Source organism: Variovorax ginsengisoli (assembly GCF_030811835.1).
Lineage (GTDB): Bacteria > Pseudomonadota > Gammaproteobacteria > Burkholderiales > Burkholderiaceae_C > Variovorax > Variovorax ginsengisoli_C.
This window is the reverse complement of record NZ_JAUSRO010000005.1, coordinates 37057-54029: the sequence shown is the minus strand read 5'-3', so window position 1 is coordinate 54029 and position 16973 is coordinate 37057. Positions and strand designations below refer to the sequence as shown.

The 16973-nt window shown below is 65.3% G+C and carries 19 protein-coding genes; 11 read left to right on the top strand and 8 right to left on the bottom strand.

Annotation, left to right across the window (positions count from 1 at the left end; genetic code table 11):
* Positions 1-3: 3 nt before the first annotated feature.
* On the top strand, positions 4-678 hold the full coding sequence (locus J2W36_RS08490) for a response regulator (protein WP_307689275.1): 675 nt from the start codon (positions 4-6) through the stop codon (positions 676-678).
* Complete coding sequence (locus J2W36_RS08485; RefSeq protein ID WP_307689274.1) at positions 675-2051, top strand: ATP-binding protein; 1377 nt, start codon at positions 675-677, stop codon at positions 2049-2051. Before J2W36_RS08490 ends, J2W36_RS08485 begins: the two co-directional genes overlap by 4 nt.
* Before the next feature lie 95 nt (positions 2052-2146).
* Here J2W36_RS08485 and J2W36_RS08480 read toward each other — a convergent pair whose 3' ends face one another.
* The gene (locus J2W36_RS08480) at positions 2147-3073 is read right to left on the bottom strand and encodes a LysR family transcriptional regulator (protein ID WP_307689273.1); all 927 of its coding nucleotides are present in this window, start codon (positions 3071-3073) and stop codon (positions 2147-2149) included.
* Positions 3074-3172: 99 nt separating this feature from the next.
* Between J2W36_RS08480 and J2W36_RS08475 the strand changes: the two genes are divergently transcribed.
* Positions 3173-3502: a nuclear transport factor 2 family protein gene (locus tag J2W36_RS08475; protein WP_307689272.1), complete on the top strand. Its 330-nt coding sequence runs from the start codon at positions 3173-3175 to the stop codon at positions 3500-3502.
* On the top strand, positions 3499-4281 hold the full coding sequence (locus J2W36_RS08470) for an SDR family oxidoreductase (protein ID WP_307689271.1): 783 nt from the start codon (positions 3499-3501) through the stop codon (positions 4279-4281). The genes J2W36_RS08475 and J2W36_RS08470 overlap by 4 nt, the downstream gene beginning before the upstream one ends.
* Here J2W36_RS08470 and J2W36_RS08465 read toward each other — a convergent pair.
* The 3 genes from J2W36_RS08465 to J2W36_RS08455 are packed head-to-tail and all read right to left on the bottom strand — an operon-like array spanning position 4278 to position 6058.
* Positions 4278-5162: an MBL fold metallo-hydrolase gene (locus J2W36_RS08465; protein ID WP_307689270.1), complete on the bottom strand. Its 885-nt coding sequence runs from the start codon at positions 5160-5162 to the stop codon at positions 4278-4280. The two genes, J2W36_RS08470 and J2W36_RS08465, sit on opposite strands and share 4 nt — an antisense overlap.
* A 22-nt stretch (positions 5163-5184) precedes the next feature.
* Positions 5185-5511 carry a hypothetical protein gene (locus J2W36_RS08460; protein WP_307689269.1) on the bottom strand — a complete coding sequence of 109 codons (327 nt, stop codon included), beginning with the start codon at positions 5509-5511 and terminating at the stop codon, positions 5185-5187.
* Between the two features lie 7 nt (positions 5512-5518).
* The gene (locus tag J2W36_RS08455; RefSeq protein ID WP_307689268.1) at positions 5519-6058 is read right to left on the bottom strand and encodes a sugar ABC transporter; all 540 of its coding nucleotides are present in this window, start codon (positions 6056-6058) and stop codon (positions 5519-5521) included.
* Positions 6059-6220: 162 nt separating this feature from the next.
* Here J2W36_RS08455 and J2W36_RS08450 point away from each other — a divergent pair, with 162 nt between their 5' ends.
* The 6 genes from J2W36_RS08450 to J2W36_RS08425 all read left to right on the top strand — a co-directional run bounded on the left by J2W36_RS08450 (position 6221) and on the right by J2W36_RS08425 (position 11625).
* Positions 6221-7117, top strand: coding sequence for a LysR substrate-binding domain-containing protein (locus J2W36_RS08450; RefSeq protein ID WP_307689599.1), 897 nt, complete (start codon positions 6221-6223; stop codon positions 7115-7117).
* A 67-nt stretch (positions 7118-7184) separates the two neighbouring features.
* Positions 7185-7787, top strand: a complete 603-nt coding sequence (locus J2W36_RS08445; protein WP_307689267.1) for a TetR/AcrR family transcriptional regulator — start codon at positions 7185-7187, stop codon at positions 7785-7787.
* A gap of 122 nt (positions 7788-7909) precedes the next feature.
* The gene (locus J2W36_RS08440) at positions 7910-8911 is read left to right on the top strand and encodes an NADP-dependent oxidoreductase (protein ID WP_307689266.1); all 1002 of its coding nucleotides are present in this window, start codon (positions 7910-7912) and stop codon (positions 8909-8911) included.
* Positions 8912-8960: 49 nt separating this feature from the next.
* Positions 8961-9665: an SDR family oxidoreductase gene (locus J2W36_RS08435; RefSeq protein ID WP_307689265.1), complete on the top strand. Its 705-nt coding sequence runs from the start codon at positions 8961-8963 to the stop codon at positions 9663-9665.
* Positions 9666-9694: 29 nt separating this feature from the next.
* On the top strand, positions 9695-10771 hold the full coding sequence (locus tag J2W36_RS08430; protein WP_307689598.1) for an alkene reductase: 1077 nt from the start codon (positions 9695-9697) through the stop codon (positions 10769-10771).
* Positions 10768-11625 (top strand): alpha/beta fold hydrolase, encoded by an 858-nt coding sequence (locus J2W36_RS08425; RefSeq protein ID WP_307689264.1) that lies wholly within the window; start codon positions 10768-10770, stop codon positions 11623-11625. The genes J2W36_RS08430 and J2W36_RS08425 overlap by 4 nt, the downstream gene beginning before the upstream one ends.
* A 114-nt stretch (positions 11626-11739) precedes the next feature.
* On the opposite strand, the gene J2W36_RS08420 is transcribed toward J2W36_RS08425, so the two are convergent.
* A complete protein-coding gene (locus tag J2W36_RS08420; RefSeq protein ID WP_307689263.1) occupies positions 11740-12543 on the bottom strand; it encodes an exodeoxyribonuclease III in 804 nt (267 codons plus the stop codon).
* 11 nt (positions 12544-12554) lie between these two features.
* Between J2W36_RS08420 and pyrE the strand changes: the two genes are divergently transcribed.
* On the top strand, positions 12555-13244 hold the full coding sequence (pyrE, locus tag J2W36_RS08415) for an orotate phosphoribosyltransferase (protein ID WP_307689262.1): 690 nt from the start codon (positions 12555-12557) through the stop codon (positions 13242-13244).
* Positions 13245-13532: 288 nt separating this feature from the next.
* Here the strand turns inward: pyrE and gatB are convergent, their stop codons facing one another.
* From gatB to gatC, 3 genes are read right to left on the bottom strand one after another with little or no spacing between them, the layout of a single operon-like run.
* Positions 13533-15023 carry an Asp-tRNA(Asn)/Glu-tRNA(Gln) amidotransferase subunit GatB gene (gene gatB / locus J2W36_RS08410; protein ID WP_307689261.1) on the bottom strand — a complete coding sequence of 497 codons (1491 nt, stop codon included), beginning with the start codon at positions 15021-15023 and terminating at the stop codon, positions 13533-13535.
* A 1-nt stretch (position 15024) separates the two neighbouring features.
* On the bottom strand, positions 15025-16512 hold the full coding sequence (gene gatA, locus J2W36_RS08405; RefSeq protein WP_307689260.1) for an Asp-tRNA(Asn)/Glu-tRNA(Gln) amidotransferase subunit GatA: 1488 nt from the start codon (positions 16510-16512) through the stop codon (positions 15025-15027).
* Positions 16509-16808 carry an Asp-tRNA(Asn)/Glu-tRNA(Gln) amidotransferase subunit GatC gene (gatC, locus tag J2W36_RS08400; RefSeq protein WP_307689259.1) on the bottom strand — a complete coding sequence of 100 codons (300 nt, stop codon included), beginning with the start codon at positions 16806-16808 and terminating at the stop codon, positions 16509-16511. The genes gatA and gatC overlap by 4 nt, the downstream gene beginning before the upstream one ends.
* Positions 16809-16973: the final 165 nt, after the last annotated feature.

Here is a 16973-nt window from a genome sequence, read left to right as displayed (position 1 = left end):
GGCATGCATGTTCTGTTGATCGAGGACGACCCATTGGTGGCCACCGGCATCGTCGCGGGCCTGCGCCTGCATGGCCTGACCGTGGACCACGTGGGCACGGCCGGCCGCGCGCGTTCGGCGCTGGCCACGTCGCACTTCGACATCTGCATCCTCGACCTCGGACTGCCGGACGAGGACGGGCTGACGCTGCTCTCCGGCTGGCGCATGCAGGGCCGCGACCTGCCGGTGCTGGTGCTGACCGCGCGCGATGCGGTCGCGCACCGCATCCGCGGTCTGGGCGCGGGCGCCGACGACTACGTGCTCAAGCCCTTCGACCTGGACGAGCTCGTGGCGCGCCTGCACGCCCTGCTGCGCCGCGCGTCAGGGCGCAGCGCCGATCGGGTCGAGCATGGCGAGCTTTCATTCATCCCGTCGACGGGCGAGGTGCGGCTGGCGGGCCAGGTGGTGGAGCTGGCGCGGCGCGAGCTGGCGCTGTTGCGTGCGCTGCTGCAGCATCCTGGGCAGATCCTGTCGAGCGAGCAGCTGCGCGACAGCCTCTACGGCTTCGACCAGGACGTCGAGAGCAATGCGGTCAACGTCCATATCCACCACCTGCGCCGCAAGCTCGGGCCGGAGATCGTGGAGACGGTGCGCGGGCTTGGCTACCGACTCGGGCCGGCCGGCGGAGCCGCGTTATGAGCCTTCGACTGCGCCTGCTGGCCATCATCGGCGTGTCGCTCACCGCGCTGTGGAGCCTGGTGGCGGTTTGGATGTTCCTGGACGTGCGCCACGAGCTGCGCACCGCACTGGACGATCGGCTGGCGGCGTCCGCGCGCATGGTGGCGGGGCTGATGTCGCAACTGCCGCCCACCGGTGCGACCGCGTCCGAAGATGCCGCGTCGCCGATGGACGTGATCGCCCGCGACGGGCTGGCCTGCGAGGTCAGCCTGCTGCGCGGCGAGGTCATGACACGCGCCCTGGCGCGAACCACCGGCAGCCCCGGCCTCCGGGCGGCCGAGGCGGGATACGGCACCCATGTCCTGGGCGGCAAGGTCTGGCGCACCTATGTGCTCGAACAAGGCGGCATCCGCATCGCGACGGCCGACCGCATCGACGTGCGCGAAGCGCTGCTGCGCGACATCGCGCTGACGGCGGGCGTGCCCTTCGTCGTGGCGCTGAGCGGAAGCCTGATGCTGCTGTGGTTCGGCATCGGCCGCGGTCTGTTGCCGCTCGAACGCGTGCGTGCGGCGCTGGCACGGCGCGCACCGGACGACGCCATGCCCCTGCCGGCCACCGACGTGCCACCGGAGCTGCGGCCCCTGGTGGCGACCATCCACCACCTGCTGGAGCGTGTCCAGGGCACGCTCGCGCGCGAGCGGCGCTTCACCGATGATGCGGCCCACGAGCTGCGCACGCCGCTCACCGCCATCAAGACCCACCTTCAGGTCGCCCGCCTCGCGGCTGCGAAGCCCGAGACGGCCGAGGTCATGACCCAGGCGCTGGGCAGTGCGGACCAGGGCGTGCTGCGCCTCCAGAACACGCTCGACCAGTTGCTGCTGCTGGCGCGCCTGGACGGCCGGGTCGAGCAGGATCGCCCTGAATGCACGCAGGCGCTGCGGGTGGCTCGACGCGCCATCGAAGACGCAAAGGCGCCAGGCGATGGCCCTGGCCGGGTCAGGCTCGAAGCGGGCGATTCGCTCCTCGAGCTGCGCATGCCCGAGGCGCTGGCCGTGTCCGCGCTGCGCAACCTGATCGACAACGCCCTGCGCTATTCGCCCTCGACGTCTCGCGTGACCTTGAGCGTCGAGTGGCGCGACGAGAAATGGGTGTGCTTCACCGTGCTCGACGAAGGCCCCGGCCTCACCGAAGCCGAATGCGCGCAAGCCCTGGAACGCTTCTGGCGACGAGGGTCGGGCGTGCAGGGCAGTGGGCTCGGGCTGTCCATTGCAGGTGCCATTGCGCTGCGTTACGGCGGGCGATTGCAGCTGCAGCCGCGTGGCCAGGGCGGGTTGAAGGCCGAGCTGTGCCTACCCGGCGCATCGCTCGGTCATCCGGCGGCGTTCAGCGCGTGAAGTCGTAGTCGATCGCGATCGGTGCGTGGTCGCTGAATTTCATGGCCTGGTAGATCGGCTGGTGCCGGACGAGGGCGTCCAACGTCGACGTCGACTCACGCCCCGCTTTTCTGGCCATTTCCATGTACCTCCTTGTCCAGCATGCAGTCGATAAAGGCGCGCAGCGGAGCGGGAAAATGGCGTCGGCTGGAGTGGTAAAGAAACAGCCCTGGCCGTGAGATCGACCAGTCTGCAAGGACCTGTATCAACTCTCCTCGGGCGAGATGCTCGTCGATGCGTTCGCGGTCGAAAGCATAGGCAATTCCCAGTCCCTGCAACGCTGCGGCCACGCCGATGTCCGAATGGTTGGTCACCAACGACCCTTCCACTTCCACCTCGATCTTCCGTCCTCGCTTAGCGAACTGCCAGCGGTAGGCACTGCCATCGACCTGAAGGCGCCAGTTGATGCAGTCATGGCCATGCAGGTCGCCCGGGGTGCGCGGCGTGCCGCGACGTGTCAGGTAATCGGGAGACGCGACGGCGACCATCTTCACATCGGGCGTCAGGCGTACAGCGATCATGTCCTTCTCCAGCCGTCCGCCCACGCGGATCCCGGCATCGAAACGGCCGGCTACGATGTCCTTCAATTCATCGTCGACCACGATGTCCAGTGTCACATCCGGATGCGCGCGATGGAACCGGCCCAGACGCGGCGCGATGACCTGCCGTGCCGCCATTCCCAGCGTGTTGATGCGCAGCGTGCCACCCGTCTGCCCGGCGGCGGCACTGGCTTGGGCCACTGCCTCGCTCATCTCACGGAAAAGAGGCGCAATGCGACCGTACAGCTGCTCGCCAGCGACAGTGGGCGCCAGGCTGCGCGTGGTGCGGTTCAGCAGCCGCACCCCGAGCCGGGCTTCCAACAGGCGGATGGTCTGGCTCAGCGCTGAAGGCGACACCCCCAGATGCGCCGCTGCACGCGCGAAGCTGGCGCGCTCGACCACCGCGGCAAAGGCCTTCAGCTCAGCGAATTCAGATCCGCGCATTCTGTACCGCTTTCTACATAACTCATGAAGAGTCTAGATGATTCTCTAATTTCTGCGGCGCGCGCAATCTCTGGTCATCACCACAACGGAGCCACCACCATGCCCGACCTGATCCTGCCCGAGCCGATTGCGGCCTATTTCGCAGCCGACACACGCAGCCCCGAAGCCGTCGCCCTGTGCTTTTCCACCGATGCCACGGTGAAAGATGAAGGCCTCACCCACACCGGCGTTGCCGCCATCAAGGCATGGAAGGCAGCGGCGTCAGCCCAATACACGTACACGGCGCAGCCGCTCGCGCTGGAGCGGAGAGATGGGTTTGAGGTGGTCACCAGCCGAGTGGTCGGCAATTTCCCGGGCAGCCCGGTCGATCTTCGGTACCGCTTTCGCCTGGAGCGCGGCCTGATCGCTTCGCTGGAGATCGGTGCATGAGCTTCGATCTGCAACTGACAGGCCTGCGGGCGCTGGTCACGGGTGGTACCAAAGGCATTGGCGCCGCCGTCGTTCAAAGCCTGCACGTTGCAGGCGTGCGGGTGATGGCCACGGCACGCGTCGTGCCTTCGCCGTCGGCCGGGGGCGTGTCGTATGTCGCGGCCGACCTGTCGACGGCTGAAGGTGCAGCCGAGGTGGCGCGGGCCGTGCGCGAGCATGGGGGCGGCATCGACATACTGGTCAACGTGCTCGGCGGCTCCAGCGCGCCGGGTGGTGGTTTTGCGGCCTTGGACGATGCGCAGTGGTTCGATGCGTTGAATCAGAACCTCATGCCGGCCGTGCGACTCGATCGCGCACTCCTGCCCGGCATGCTGGCGCAAGGCTCAGGTGTCATCGTCCATGTCAGCTCGATCCAGCGTCTTCTGCCCTTGCCGGAGTCGACGACCGCCTACGCAGCAGCCAAGGCGGCCTTGTCGACCTACAGCAAGGCCTTGTCGAAAGAGGTGACGCCGAAGGGCGTGCGCGTGCTGCGCGTCTCGCCCGGCTGGGTCGAGACCGAAGCCGCCGTCGCGCTGGCCGAGCGCTTGGCCAGCCAGGCTGGCACGGACTACGAAGGAGGCAAGCAGATCATCATGCAATCGCTCGGCGGCATTCCGCTCGGGCGGCCGGCCAAGCCGCAGGAAGTCGCCGATCTGATCACCTTTCTCGTGTCGCCTCGCGCGGGTTCGATTTCGGGCTCGGAGCACCTGATCGACGGCGGGACGGTGCCGACAGTCTAGGGTGCGGACGTTTCTGGAGCGGCGCGCAGACCTGCGCGAGACACCGATTCGTAGGAAATCTTGTAGGCCGTGCCCGCTCGCTCGATGTGTGCAAAACCAAGTTCACCCAGGTGCATGCCGGCGACGAGGAGCTTGTCCGCGCTGACGACGTCCAGCAGCTTCGCTCGCGTCGCCGAGGAAACAAGCGGGTCCTGGTCGAAGGCAATCGACACGTCAGGTCGGGCGATCTGGATCTGCGGAAAGTGAACGATGTCCCCCCATATCAGCAGGCCGCGTTCTCCCGACTCGATCCGATAGCCGGAGTGCCCGGCCGTATGTCCAGGCAAGGGCATCGCGCTGATCCCAGGCAGAACCTCACGATCGGAAAACGTTCGTATCCTTTCCTGGTACAGATCGAACGCCCTTCGGGCAAAGAGGAAGTTGCCGCGCGCACGCTCGCTCGCCTGAGCGAGGTTGCCGTCGTCTCTCCAGAAAGAGAGTTCGCGTTGGTGAACGATGAGTTCGGCGTTGGGAAAAACGACGTCGCCCGAGGCATCGACCAGGCCACCCACGTGATCAGGATGCGCATGGGTCAGCAGGATCGTGTCGATGTCGAGCGGCTGCACGCCAGCGAGGGCTAGATTCGCCGTGAGCTTGCCACCCCATTGCCTGAAGCCGCCTGCACCCGCATCGACCAGGATCGTGCGGCCCCGGCCACGAACCACGTAGCAATTGATGTGAATGGCCGAGGGATCCGTCATGCCTGCGTCCTGCTGCCATCGGGACGCATCCGCCGGGTCGATATTGGAGAGCAGTTCCAGGCTGGCGGACAGGTAGCCATCGCTGATGGCGGTGATCGAAAAATCCCCCAGTTGCTGGCTCGGGAATGTCGGGTTGTTCATGGTGGGTGTGGTCCGGCGACGCTCAGTGGAGCGCGTGAATGGTCGATGCCGCGTATCCAAAGCAGCGGATACGCGCTGTCAGCGCTGTGCAATTGCGTATGGTTTCATCCAGTCTTTCCATGAACGACGCCATCACGCCTTGCGTCCTGAACGGCTCGAGGCGGTACTTGAGTTCCGCGAACGCCGGATGTCCACGCCCCTCGTCGACGCAGACATAGACGATGTGGACGTTTTCTGGCGCAGCTTGGAGGATCTCGATGCACAACGCGGCGCATTGCGTCGTGAGCGCGTCCCGCGTTCGCGCCGGCGGCATCTTCTGGGCCGCGATGAAGAGCGTGAGGTTCGGCATGTCGGCCCTAACGCGCGAGGGCGGCGTCACCGCTGCGCGTGAGTTGCTCCGTCATCGGCGCATAGAGATGGATGCCCTTTGACAGTGCGCTGCCGCCATCGTCGATGGGATGGTCGAGCCGCGCCAGCCATCGTTGGGCGGGGAATCTCTCCAATGCGACTGCTTGCATCTGGCATGGAGCGAGGCCCATGTCGATCAACGGCTCGGGGCCGATTGCGCTCACGGCCAGGTAGTCGCCCGCACCGATGGCGGGCGCGCGGTCCAGCCCCGCGTAGAGATTGCGATGCCAATCCGTGATGTGCTGCTGCCAGCGCGCGAAGTTGCCACCACCCTTCTGACGGTATTCGCTGCCTTGCAGGACCTCGAGGCCATCGATCGAGTGAATGGCCAGATAGACCGGGCAGCCGGTGCGCAACGCCTTGAAGCGTTGCGAGGTATGGAACCCCTTCACCGAGATGAGCGCGGGGAGCTTCTCGAGGCTGTAGAAATCATTCCATTCTGCTTCGCTGACAGGATCGGCGAAGCTGCATTCGACGGTGTAGATCATTCGATCACTCATGCCCGAAGCGACGATGCATCCGGGGCTCGGTTGTTGATGTTTCATCATGGTATGGCGTGGATTTCGATTGATAAATCGAAGTTTCGGTATGCTTCGGTGATGAAAGATCAAGCTGACCGGGATGTGCCCACGTGCAATGCCTCAAGGCCGATACGCCGCAGGATCCCCAGCAGCAGCGCGTTGATGGCGTTCGAGGCGGCAGCGCGCCATGGCAGCTTCGCGCGCGCGGCCGACGAGCTGGCGCTCACCGAAGGCGCCATCAGCCGTCAGATCGGCCGACTCGAAGCCTTCCTCGGCGTCACGCTGTTCGAGCGGATCGGAAACCGTGTCCGGCTTCGGCCGCACGGCGAGCGTTATGCCGCCCAGGTCCGGGAGTCACTCGACCGGCTCGATCGCGACAGCCAGTACCTGATGGGCCAACCAAGCGGTGGGGTCAGCCTCGACATTGCGACCGTCTCGACGTTCGCGATGCGATGGCTGATTCCCCGCTTGCCTCGATTCCAGCGCAAGCACCCGAACATTCTGGTGCACCTTGCCGATCGCGTGGAGCCCTTCGTCCTCGTGGGCAGTGGCTTCGACGCGGCCATCCACTTCGAGCACCCGGCCTGGACGGGAATGCGGACCTACCCGCTGTTGCATGAGACGCTGGTTCCGGTCTGCCATCCGCAACTCCTGAAGGGCGGCGCAGACACGGCGACCTTGGACACGCTGCCACGGCTGCATCGGCGACAGAATCCGGATGCCTGGCAACGCTACGCGCAGGAAACCGGCATCGCATTGACCAGCCCGGCGACCGGTGCGCGCTACGAGCTTCATGCGATGTTGATCGAAGCGGCCCTGGCAGGGCTTGGCGTGGCGCTCGTGCCGCGCCTCTATGTCGAATCCGAGCTGACACAGGGTCGATTGGTCGCTCCGTGGCCGGAAGGAAGGACCATTGCCAAGACCTTCTGCCTGGTCCTCCCCGAGCCGATCGGGTTGAGCGGAGCGCCGGTTCAGGCGTTTGCGCAGTGGGTGATGGACGAAGCCAAGGCGACGACGACTGCCTGAGCAAATCCGATTCTTGTAGACCTTGATCGTCACCTGCAGCTGTTGACAATTCCTGTCGGATTTTATTATGATAAGCATCATGCGAAAATCCACTGCCACCGCCCGAAGCGCCACCAAGGAAGCCACGCACGAGCGCATCGTGAGGGTCGCGGCGCGTGCCATCAGGCGCAGTGGATACGAAGGAACCGGTGTCGCCGACATCATGAAGGAAGCCGGTTTGACGCATGGCGGGTTCTATGCGCACTTCGCGTCTCGTGATGCGATGCTGGCGGAGGCGGTGCACCGCGCTTGTTCGGAGTCTTCGGATGTGGCGGCGAACGTGGCGGCTGAGGTGGCTCCCGAGCAGGCACTGGCATCCATGCTCGGCGTCTATCTTTCGCGAGAACACCTTGAGCATGTCGACACAGGGTGCCCACTCGCCGCACTGGGTTCCGAGACATCTCGCCAAGGGCCCGAAGTTCGCCGAGTCATCACCCGACACCTCAAGGAAGTGATCGACGGCGTCGCCCGGCAGTCGTCGGACTGGGGGACACCGGCGGCCCACGAACGTGCCATGGTGACGGTCGCCACCATGGTGGGTGCCTTGCTTCTGGCTCGGGCCGTGGACGAACGCAAGCTGTCCGATGGGCTGCGCCAGTCGGCGCTCAAGCATCTGACCTCCTCCGGTTGATGGCGTTTTCCGCCCAAGCTTCCGCTTCGCACGGTTAAAAATATGATGATCATCATTTCAACCGCCGGGCAGCACTCGAAAAACCAGATGGCACGTTGAAGTGCACGCACGCAAAGGACACCATGAAAGCATTCGTTCTCGATCGATACGAAAAGAAAAGCACGCTGCGACTTGCAGACCTTCCGATGCCGGATTTGCGCAACGACGAAGTTCTGGTCGAGGTGCATGCTGCTGGGGTGAACCTGCTCGACGCCAAGATCAGGGACGGGGAGTTCAAACTCTTCCTGCCTTACCGCCTGCCCATCGTCCTGGGCCATGACGTGGCAGGCGTGGTGGTCAAGGTCGGTCCTCAAGTGCGGCAGTTCAAGGTCGGCGACGAGGTCTATGCGCGGCCGGACGACTTGCGCATCGGCAGCTTCGCCGAATATCTTCCGGTCAGGGAGTCCTCGCTGGCGCTCAAGCCCCAGGGCCTGACGATGGAGGAGGCTGCTTCCATCCCGCTGGTGGGCCTGACCGCATGGCAGGCGCTCGTTGAGAAGGCGGGCCTTGAAAAGGGCCAGAAGGTCTTCATCCAGGCCGGCTCGGGCGGCGTGGGTACCTTCGCCATCCAACTGGCCAGACACTTGGGCGCCATCGTCGCGACGACGACGAGCGCAAGCAGCATTGCGCTCGTGAAGCGCCTGGGCGCCGATGTGGTGGTCGACTACAGGCAGCAGGACTTCTCGGATGTCTTGAGGGACTACGACGTCGTTTTGAATAGCCAGGACGGCAGGACGCTTCAAAAATCTCTCGGGGTGCTCAAGCCCGGCGGCAAACTGATTTCCATCTCCGGCCCACCCGATCCCGACTTCGCACGAGCGGTCCATGCGCCCTGGTTCGTGAAGCCGATCATGCGACTCCTCAGTGCGCAGATTCGTCGAAAAGCGAACCAGCGCGACGTGCGCTACGCCTTCCTCTTCATGCGTGCCGATGGGGCTCAGTTGCGCGCGATCACTCAGCTCATTGAGGCTGGCGCCATCGTTCCCGTGATCGACAGGATTTTTCCGTTCGAGGCCACGAACGACGCCATGGCCTATGTCGAGTCCGGCAGGGCCAAGGGCAAGGTCGTCATCAAGCTCAGGTGAGCTTGACGACGCATTTCCAACATTCCTTCATCCAACTCTGGAGTCATTCATGAAAATAGAAAACGCCGTTGCGCTCGTCACAGGTGCCAATCGCGGGATTGGTCAGGCATTCTCACGCGAGTTGCTCGCCCGCGGCGCGAAAAAAGTCTATGCAGGCACGCGCCACCCCGTGGCCATCAGCCCCACCGGCGTTCAGGAGCTGCGCCTGGACGTCAACCATCCTGAGGATGTGGCGGCGGCTGCCGCCATGGCGTCGGACGTCACGCTGGTCATCAACAATGCGGGCATCGCCCAGCTGGGTGGCTTTCTGGCAGAAGACAGCGAAGACACAGCGCGCCGGATTTTCGAGACCAACTTCTTCGCTATGTTGCGCGTGAGCAAGGCCTTCGCGCCCATCCTCAAGGCCAATGGCGGTGGTGCCCTGCTCAACGTCCTGTCGGTGGCCTCCTGGGTCAACGGTGGGGAACTCGCCGCCTACTCCGCCAGCAAGTCGGCAGCCTGGTCGCTGACCAACGCCTTGCGCAACGAACTCGCTGCCCAGAAGACGCAGGTGCTGGGTCTGCACATGGCCTATGTCGACACCGATCTCACGCGCGGCTTCGAAGCGCCGAAGTCGAGCCCTGAAGACATCGTCAAGCGGGCGCTCGATGGACTGGAAGCGGGCTTCGACGAAGTGCTTGCCGATGAACTCACCGTTCAGGTCAAGAAGGGTTTCACTGCGGAACGTTCCAGTTATCTGCCGCAAGCAGCATGACCCCACCCAACATCACATCCAGGATGAGCATGCTTTTCGACCCGCTCTCCAGCGCTTCGCTCCAACTGGCCAATCGCATCGTCATGGCACCCATGACGCGCAGCCGTGCCGTCGAGGCCAACACGCCCAATGCCTTGATGGCGGCGTACTATGCGCAGCGCGCAACGGCAGGCCTGATCATTGCCGAGGGCACTTCGCCTTCGCCTAACGGTCTCGGCTACCCACGTATTCCAGGCCTGTTCAATGAAGCGCATGCCGTCGCATGGAAGGCGGTCACCGATGCCGTCCACGCCAGAGGCGGCAAGATGTTTGTCCAACTCATGCATACCGGTCGCGTGACGCAGACGGCCAACCTGCCCGCTGGGGCCGAAGTGCTCGGGCCGACGTCCGAGACATGTCCTGGCGAGATGTACACCGACTCACGAGGCATGCAACCGCACAGCGTGCCGCGCGCCATGGCCGAAGCCGACATTGCCCAGGCCGTGAGCGAGTATGCCCACTCGGCCCGGCTCGCGATCGATGCGGGGTTCGACGGGATCGAGTTGCACGCGGCCAATGGGTATCTGATCGAGCAGTTCCTGAACGGCAACGTGAACCAGCGCACCGATGGCTATGGTGGCGGCATCGAAGAGCGCAATCGCTTTGCGCTCGAGGTCACCCGCGCCACGGTGGCCGCTGTCGGCGCCGATAGGGTTGGCATCCGGCTGTCGCCGTTCGGCATGTTCAACAGCACGGGCGCGTTTCCCGGCGCTGAAGCGCAATACTTGGCGCTCACCGAGGCGCTGTCGAAGTTGGGACTGTTGTACGTTCATGTGTTGGACCATTCGGCCCTGGGCGCGCCGCCCGTGCCTGGCGAGCTGAAGGCGAAATTGCGGGCTGCGTTCAAGGGCTTGTTCATCCTCGCCGGCGGCTTTGATCGCGCATCTGCGGAAGACGCACTCCATACGGGTCAGGCCGATCTCATCGCATTTGCCCGGCCGTTCATTGCCAACCCCGATCTGGTCGAGCGCATGCGGACAGATGCGCCGCTGAATGCGCCGGACATGGCCACGGCGTATACCCCTGGCGCCAAGGGCTACACAGACTACCCGGCGTTGGCGGCATGATTTCAGCGACGCCAACGCAAGTCATGTGGAAGGACGCGCCGACGCGCACGATAACGGCGGGCGGCGTGACTTTTGCCTATCGCGAACTGGGCGGCACCAACCCCGGCCCTCCCGTCGTTTGCCTGATTCACTTGGCCGCCGTACTCGACAACTGGGATCCCCGCGTGATCGACGGGCTTGCGGCCCGGCACCACGTGGTTGCTTTCGACAACCGGGGCGTTGGCGCCTCCAGTGGCAAGCCGGCCACGTCGATCGAGCAGATGGCCGAAGACGCCATCCTCTTCATCGAGGCAATGGGCTTCGATCAGGTCGATCTCTTCGGATTCTCGATGGGCGGCATGGTGGCGCAGGAGATCGCGCTGATGGCGCCACGGCGCGTGCGCAGGATGATCATCACTGGCTCCGGGCCCGCCGGCGGCGAAGGCATCAGCAAGGTGGCGCGCGTCACCTATGTGGACATGGTTCGCGGCCTGCTGACATTCCAGGACCCCAAGCAGTACCTGTTCTTCACCCGCACGTCAGCGGGGATTCGGGCTGGCAAGACGTTCTTGGATCGCTTGAAGGAGCGCACCTGGAACCGCGACAAGACGATCACTGTCGCGGCGCTTCAGGCGCAACTCAAAGCGCTGCGTCGCTGGGGAGACAAGCAACCTGCCGATCTCTCGAGGGTGGTGCATCCTGTGCTCGTGGTCAACGGCGACAACGACCGGATGGTTCCCAGCCAGAACACGCATGATCTGGCGCGGCGTCTTCCCAACAGTGAACTCGTCATCTATCCGGACGCGGGGCACGGCGCGGTTTTCCAGTTTCATGCCGAATTCGTATCTAGAGCGTTGGCATTTCTCGCCGGATGAATCGGTGATTCCGCCAGGTCGGCGGGGCAGGCCATTGCCTTGGGGTGTCCGGATGCAAGCCTGTGAAAGGTATTCACAGTTTCGGACATCGAGGACCCTTCGCCATGTGCGGCGTCAGAGGGTGAACTCGTAATCCACCGTGATCGGCGCATGGTCGCTGAACTTCACGGTCTTGTAGATCGACTCGTGCCTGGCGAGCGCCGCGATGGCCGGCGTCGCCAGGTGGTAGTCCAGCCGCCAGCCCACGTTCTTCGCATAGGCCTGGCCGCGGTTGCTCCACCAGGTGTAGGCCTCGCCGGTGGTGTCGGGCTTGAGCATGCGGTAGACGTCGATCAGGCCGGCGCCGTCGGTGCCCGCGTCGAGCAGGCGGGTCATCCAGGCGCGCTCTTCGGGGAGGAAGCCGCTGTTCTTCATGTTGCCCTTCCAGTTCTTCAGGTCGATCTCCTGGTGCGCGATGTTGATGTCGCCGCAGAGGATGAATTCGCGTTCGCGCTTGAGCGCGTTCAGGTGCGGGAAGAAGCCCTTGAGAAAGCGGAACTTGGCGGCCTGGCGCTCCTCGCCGGATGAGCCGCTGGGGAAGTAGCAGCTGATGATCGACAGCTTGCGCGCGGGCGTGTCGAAGCGCAGTTCGAGGTAGCGGCCCTCGGCGTCGAACTCGGCATCGCCCCATCCGACCACGACCTCGCTGGGTGCATGCTTCGTGTAGATCGCGGTGCCGGCGTAGCCCTTCTTCTCGGCAAAATGGAAGTGGCCCTTCAGGCCGGCCATCTCTTCGAAGCGGCCTTCGATGTCGCTGGCCTGGACCCGGATCTCCTGCATGCAAATACAATCCGGCGCCAGTTCGGCCACCCAGTCGGCCACGCCCTTGGTGGCGGCCGAACGCAGGCCATTGAGGTTGAGGCTGGTCAGTTTGAACAAAAGGAATTCCCGTGGCTGTTGCAGAAGATGTGGACAAGGATGGCGCGCTGGCGCAGGACTTCGTGAAATTCGCGCTCGACGCAGGGGTGCTGCGCTTTGGCGAGTTCAAGATCAAGTCCGGCCGCCTGAGCCCCTATTTCTTCAATGCGGGGCTGTTCGACGACGGCGCCAAGCTGATGCGGCTGGCCGAATTCTATGCAGAGCGGCTGATCGCGAGCGGCCTGGCGTTCGACATGATCTTCGGCCCCGCGTACAAGGGCATCCCCTTGGGCGCCGCGGTAGCGGTGGAACTGGCACGCCGCGGGCATAACGTGCCCTTTGCCTACAACCGCAAGGAAGCCAAGGCTCACGGCGAGGGCGGCTCGCTGGTGGGCGCGCCGCTGCAGGGTCGCGTGCTGATCGTCGACGACGTCATGTCGGCCGGCACCGCAGTGCGCGAGTCGATCGCCATCATCCGCAATGCGGGTGCCACGCCGCATGCGGTGGCGATTGCGCTCGATCGCCAGGAGAAGGCCACGGAAGACGGTCAGGATGTCGCGCACAGCGCCGTGCAGTACGTGCGGGAGCAACTGGGCCTGCAGGTGGTGGCGATCGCCACGCTCGCCGACCTGCTGCAATACCTGACCGACGGCGCCGACGACGCGCTGGGGGTGCACCGCGCCAACGTGGTGGCCTACCGGGCGCGCTACGGCGCGACCTGAGCGCCACCGTGTTGCGCTGCGCGGGCCGACGGGTCTGGTCGATGCCCCTGACGGGCATCGGGATCGTGATGTTGGCCTGGAGCGCGCACGCCGCGCCGCAGCCGTTGCCTCAGACCCCTGCTTCAACCCCGGCAACCACGGTCGCTGCACCGCGATCGCCGTCCAGTGGTCCAGCCAAAGACAGCCACGGGCGCAAGGGCCCGGCCGTCTACGTGTGCCGCGACCGCCAGGGTCGCCTGGTCACGAACGCGGAGCTGATTGCCGGCTGTACAGCCGGCCGGTTGCCCGTCAGCCCAGCTTCGCCTTCAAAAGCGCGTTGACCTGCGCCGGGTTGGCCTTGCCCTGGCTGGCCTTCATGACTTGGCCGACGAGCGCGTTGAAGGCCTTGTCCTTGCCCGCGCGGTATTCGTCGATGTTCTTCTGGTTTGTGGCCAGCACACCGTCGACGATGGCTTCGAGCGCGCCGGTGTCGCGCATCTGCTTCAAGCCCTTGGCCTCGATCACCGCGTCGACGTCGTCGCCGTCGCCGGTCCACAGCGCGTCGAACACCTGGCGCGCCGCGTTGTTGGAGATGGTTTCGTCACCGATGCGCACGACCAGCCTGGCCAGCTGCGCCGACGTGACCGGCGCCTGGTCGATGGCGAGGTCCTGCGCATTGAGCCGGCGCGCGATCTCGCCGGTGATCCAGTTGCTCGCCAGCTTGGGCGCGGCACCCGCGGCCACCGCGGCGTCGAAGTAGTGCGCGAGCGCCAGGCTCTGCGTCAGCTGGTCTGCGTCGTACGCCGACAGGCCATGCGTCGTGACATAGCGCTCGGCCATCGCACGCGGCAGCTCGGGCATCTCGGCACGCACGCGCTCGACCCATTCGGGCGCGATCGCCAGCGGCGGCAGGTCCGGGTCGGGGAAGTAGCGGTAGTCGGCCGCGTCTTCCTTGGTGCGCATGGCGCGCGTCTCGCCCGTGTCGGGGTTGAACAGCACGGTGGCCTGCTGGATGGCGCGGCCGTCCTCGATCTCCTCGATCTGCCAGCGGATCTCGTAGTCGATCGCCTGCTGCATGAACTTGAAGCTGTTGAGGTTCTTGATCTCGCGGCGCGTGCCCAGCGGCTGGCCCGGCTTGCGCACCGACACGTTGGCGTCGCAGCGAAAGCTGCCTTCCTGCATGTTGCCGTCGCAGATGCCGATCCAGGTGACGATCTTGTGCAGCTCGCGCGCATAGGCCACGGCCTCGGCGGTCGAGCGCATGTCGGGTTCGGTCACGATCTCCAGCAGCGGCGTGCCCGCGCGGTTCAGGTCGATGCCCGACTGGCCGATGAAGTTCTCGTGCAGCGACTTGCCCGCGTCTTCTTCGAGGTGGGCGCGTACCAGGCGCACGGTTTTCTGTTCCTCGCCCAGGAAGAAGCTGACCGAGCCGCCCTGCACCACCGGAATCTCGAACTGGCTGATCTGGTAGCCCTTGGGAAGGTCGGGGTAGAAGTAGTTCTTGCGCGCGAACACGCTGCGCGGCGCGATGGTCGAGCCCAGCGCCAGGCCGAGCTTGATGGCGCGTTCGACCGCACCCTTGTTCATCACCGGCAGCGTGCCGGGCAGCGCCAGGTCGACCGCGCAGGCCTGCGTGTTGGGTTCGGCGCCGAAGGCGGTGGAGGCGCGGCTGAAGATCTTCGATTCGGTCGAGAGCTGCGAGTGCGTCTCGAAGCCGATGATGACTTCATAGCCTTGCACCAGCGGGCCGGTGGGGCGCCCTTGCTGCTGGGCTTCGAAGGTGTTCACGGGTTCGCTCATGTCAGAAGCCCTCCGGCTTGTGCTGGTGCCAATCGGTGGCCTGCTGGAAGCGATGCGCCGCATTCAGCAGCTTCGCCTCGCCGAAGTAGTTGCCGATCAGCTGCAGGCCCACGGGCATGCCGCCGTCGAAGCCCGCCGGCACGCTCATGCCGGGCAGGCCGGCGAGCGAGCCGGGCAGCGTGAAGATGTCGGCCAGGTAGTCGGCCATGGGGTCGTCGCCATGCGAGCCGATCTTCCAGGCGGTGGTGGGTGCCACCGGGCCGGCGATCAGGTCGCACTGGGTGAAGGCCTGCTGGAAGTCGTCGGCGATCATGCGGCGGATCTTTTGCGCCTGCAGGTAGTAGGCGTCGTAGTAGCCGTGGCTCAGCACGTAGGTGCCGATCATGATGCGGCGCTTGACCTCGTCGCCGAAGCCTTCGGCGCGCGTCCTGCCGTACATGTCGGCCAGGTCGCGATAGTCCTTGGCGCGGTGGCCGAACTTGACGCCGTCGAAGCGGCTCAGGTTGCTCGACGCCTCGGCCGGCGCAATGATGTAGTAGACCGGAATCGACAGCTCGGTGCGCGGCAGCGAAATCTCGACACGCCGGGCCCCGAGTTTTTCGTACGCGACCAGCGCCGCCTCGATGGCCGCGCGCACGCCGGGTGCCACGCCGTCGCCCAGGAACTCCCTGGGCACGCCGATGCGCAGGCCTTCGAGCGAATCGCTCAACGAGCGCGAGAAGTCTTCGGCCGGCCGGTCGATCGAAGTCGAGTCGCGGTCGAGGTCCGGGCCACACAGGGCCGACAGCAGCAGCGCGCAGTCTTCGGCCGAACGGGCCATGGGGCCGGCCTGGTCGAGGCTGGAGGCAAAGGCGACCATGCCGTAGCGCGAGGCGCGGCCGTAGGTCGGCTTGATGCCGGTCACGCCGCAGAACGAAGCGGGCTGGCGGATCGAGCCACCGGTGTCGGTGCCGGTGGCGGCCGGTGCCAGGCGCGCGGCCACAGCCGCTGCGCTGCCGCCGGAAGATCCGCCCGGAATGCGCTCGGTGTCCCATGGGTTGCGCACCGGCACGACGACCGTGCCGCCGGCGGCCGGCACGGCCACGTTCTCGTTGGCCGAGCCCATGGCGAACTCGTCGCAGCTGAGCTTGCCCAGCGTCACGGTGCCGGCTTCGCTCAGCTTGCGCACCACGGTCGCGTCGAAGGGCGAACGGTAGCCCGCCAGCATGCGCGAACCTGCGGTGGTCGGGAAGTCCCGCGTGACGAAAATGTCCTTGTGGGCGATCGGCACGCCGGCCAGGAGGGGCGCGTTGCCGCTCGCGAGCTGGGCGTCGGCCGCGCGGGCCTGCGCCAGCGTCACGTCGGCGTCGACGGCCACGAAAGCGCCGAGCGCCTCGTGCGCGGCCATGCGCTGCAGGAAATGCTGGGCGGTTTCGACCGCGGAGACTTCACGCGCAGCGAGCGCACGGGCCAGTTCGGCCACGCCGAGTTGGTGCAGGTCTTTTTTCATTCGATCACCTTCGGCACCAGGAACAGGCCGCCTTCGACGGCCGGTGCGCTGCGCTGGTTGGCCTCGCGGTCGTTAGGCTCGCTCGCGACGTCGTCGCGCAGGCGCAGCGTGATGTCTTCGATGGCGGCCACCGGATGGGCCAGCGGCTGGACGCCCGCGGTGTCGACCGAACGCATTTTCTCGACGATGTCGAAAAAGCCGTTGAGCTGACTGAGCATGCGCTCGCTTTCGTCGGGCGCCAGCTGCAGCCGCGCAAGCGATGCAATGCGGTCGATGTCGGAATGGGTCAGGGACATGAGGAATACGTCTGGAAACGGCATGTAATGCACCCGGAAAGGATGCGTTTGCATGGGAGGCCGAGGGGGATTCGGGTATTATCCCGCCTTTGCCGCGACCCCCGCCAACGCGCCGGTTTTTGCCGCAAAAACAACCTCTACACCCCCAATCAAACGACAAATACA

Coding starts and splice junctions, on each gene's coding strand:
- J2W36_RS08425 (WP_307689264.1), top strand. CDS start 10,768: ATGATTTCAGCGACGCCAACGCAAGTCATGTGGAAGGACGCGCCGACG.
- gatB (WP_307689261.1), bottom strand. CDS start 15,023: ATGAGCGAACCCGTGAACACCTTCGAAGCCCAGCAGCAAGGGCGCCCC.
- J2W36_RS08490 (WP_307689275.1), top strand. CDS start 4: ATGCATGTTCTGTTGATCGAGGACGACCCATTGGTGGCCACCGGCATC.
- J2W36_RS08460 (WP_307689269.1), bottom strand. CDS start 5,511: ATGCCGAACCTCACGCTCTTCATCGCGGCCCAGAAGATGCCGCCGGCG.
- J2W36_RS08455 (WP_307689268.1), bottom strand. CDS start 6,058: ATGATCTACACCGTCGAATGCAGCTTCGCCGATCCTGTCAGCGAAGCA.
- J2W36_RS08445 (WP_307689267.1), top strand. CDS start 7,185: ATGATAAGCATCATGCGAAAATCCACTGCCACCGCCCGAAGCGCCACC.
- gatC (WP_307689259.1), bottom strand. CDS start 16,808: ATGTCCCTGACCCATTCCGACATCGACCGCATTGCATCGCTTGCGCGG.
- J2W36_RS08440 (WP_307689266.1), top strand. CDS start 7,910: ATGAAAGCATTCGTTCTCGATCGATACGAAAAGAAAAGCACGCTGCGA.
- gatA (WP_307689260.1), bottom strand. CDS start 16,512: ATGAAAAAAGACCTGCACCAACTCGGCGTGGCCGAACTGGCCCGTGCG.
- J2W36_RS08435 (WP_307689265.1), top strand. CDS start 8,961: ATGAAAATAGAAAACGCCGTTGCGCTCGTCACAGGTGCCAATCGCGGG.
- J2W36_RS08480 (WP_307689273.1), bottom strand. CDS start 3,073: ATGCGCGGATCTGAATTCGCTGAGCTGAAGGCCTTTGCCGCGGTGGTC.
- J2W36_RS08465 (WP_307689270.1), bottom strand. CDS start 5,162: ATGAACAACCCGACATTCCCGAGCCAGCAACTGGGGGATTTTTCGATC.
- J2W36_RS08470 (WP_307689271.1), top strand. CDS start 3,499: ATGAGCTTCGATCTGCAACTGACAGGCCTGCGGGCGCTGGTCACGGGT.
- J2W36_RS08475 (WP_307689272.1), top strand. CDS start 3,173: ATGCCCGACCTGATCCTGCCCGAGCCGATTGCGGCCTATTTCGCAGCC.
- J2W36_RS08430 (WP_307689598.1), top strand. CDS start 9,695: ATGCTTTTCGACCCGCTCTCCAGCGCTTCGCTCCAACTGGCCAATCGC.
- J2W36_RS08485 (WP_307689274.1), top strand. CDS start 675: ATGAGCCTTCGACTGCGCCTGCTGGCCATCATCGGCGTGTCGCTCACC.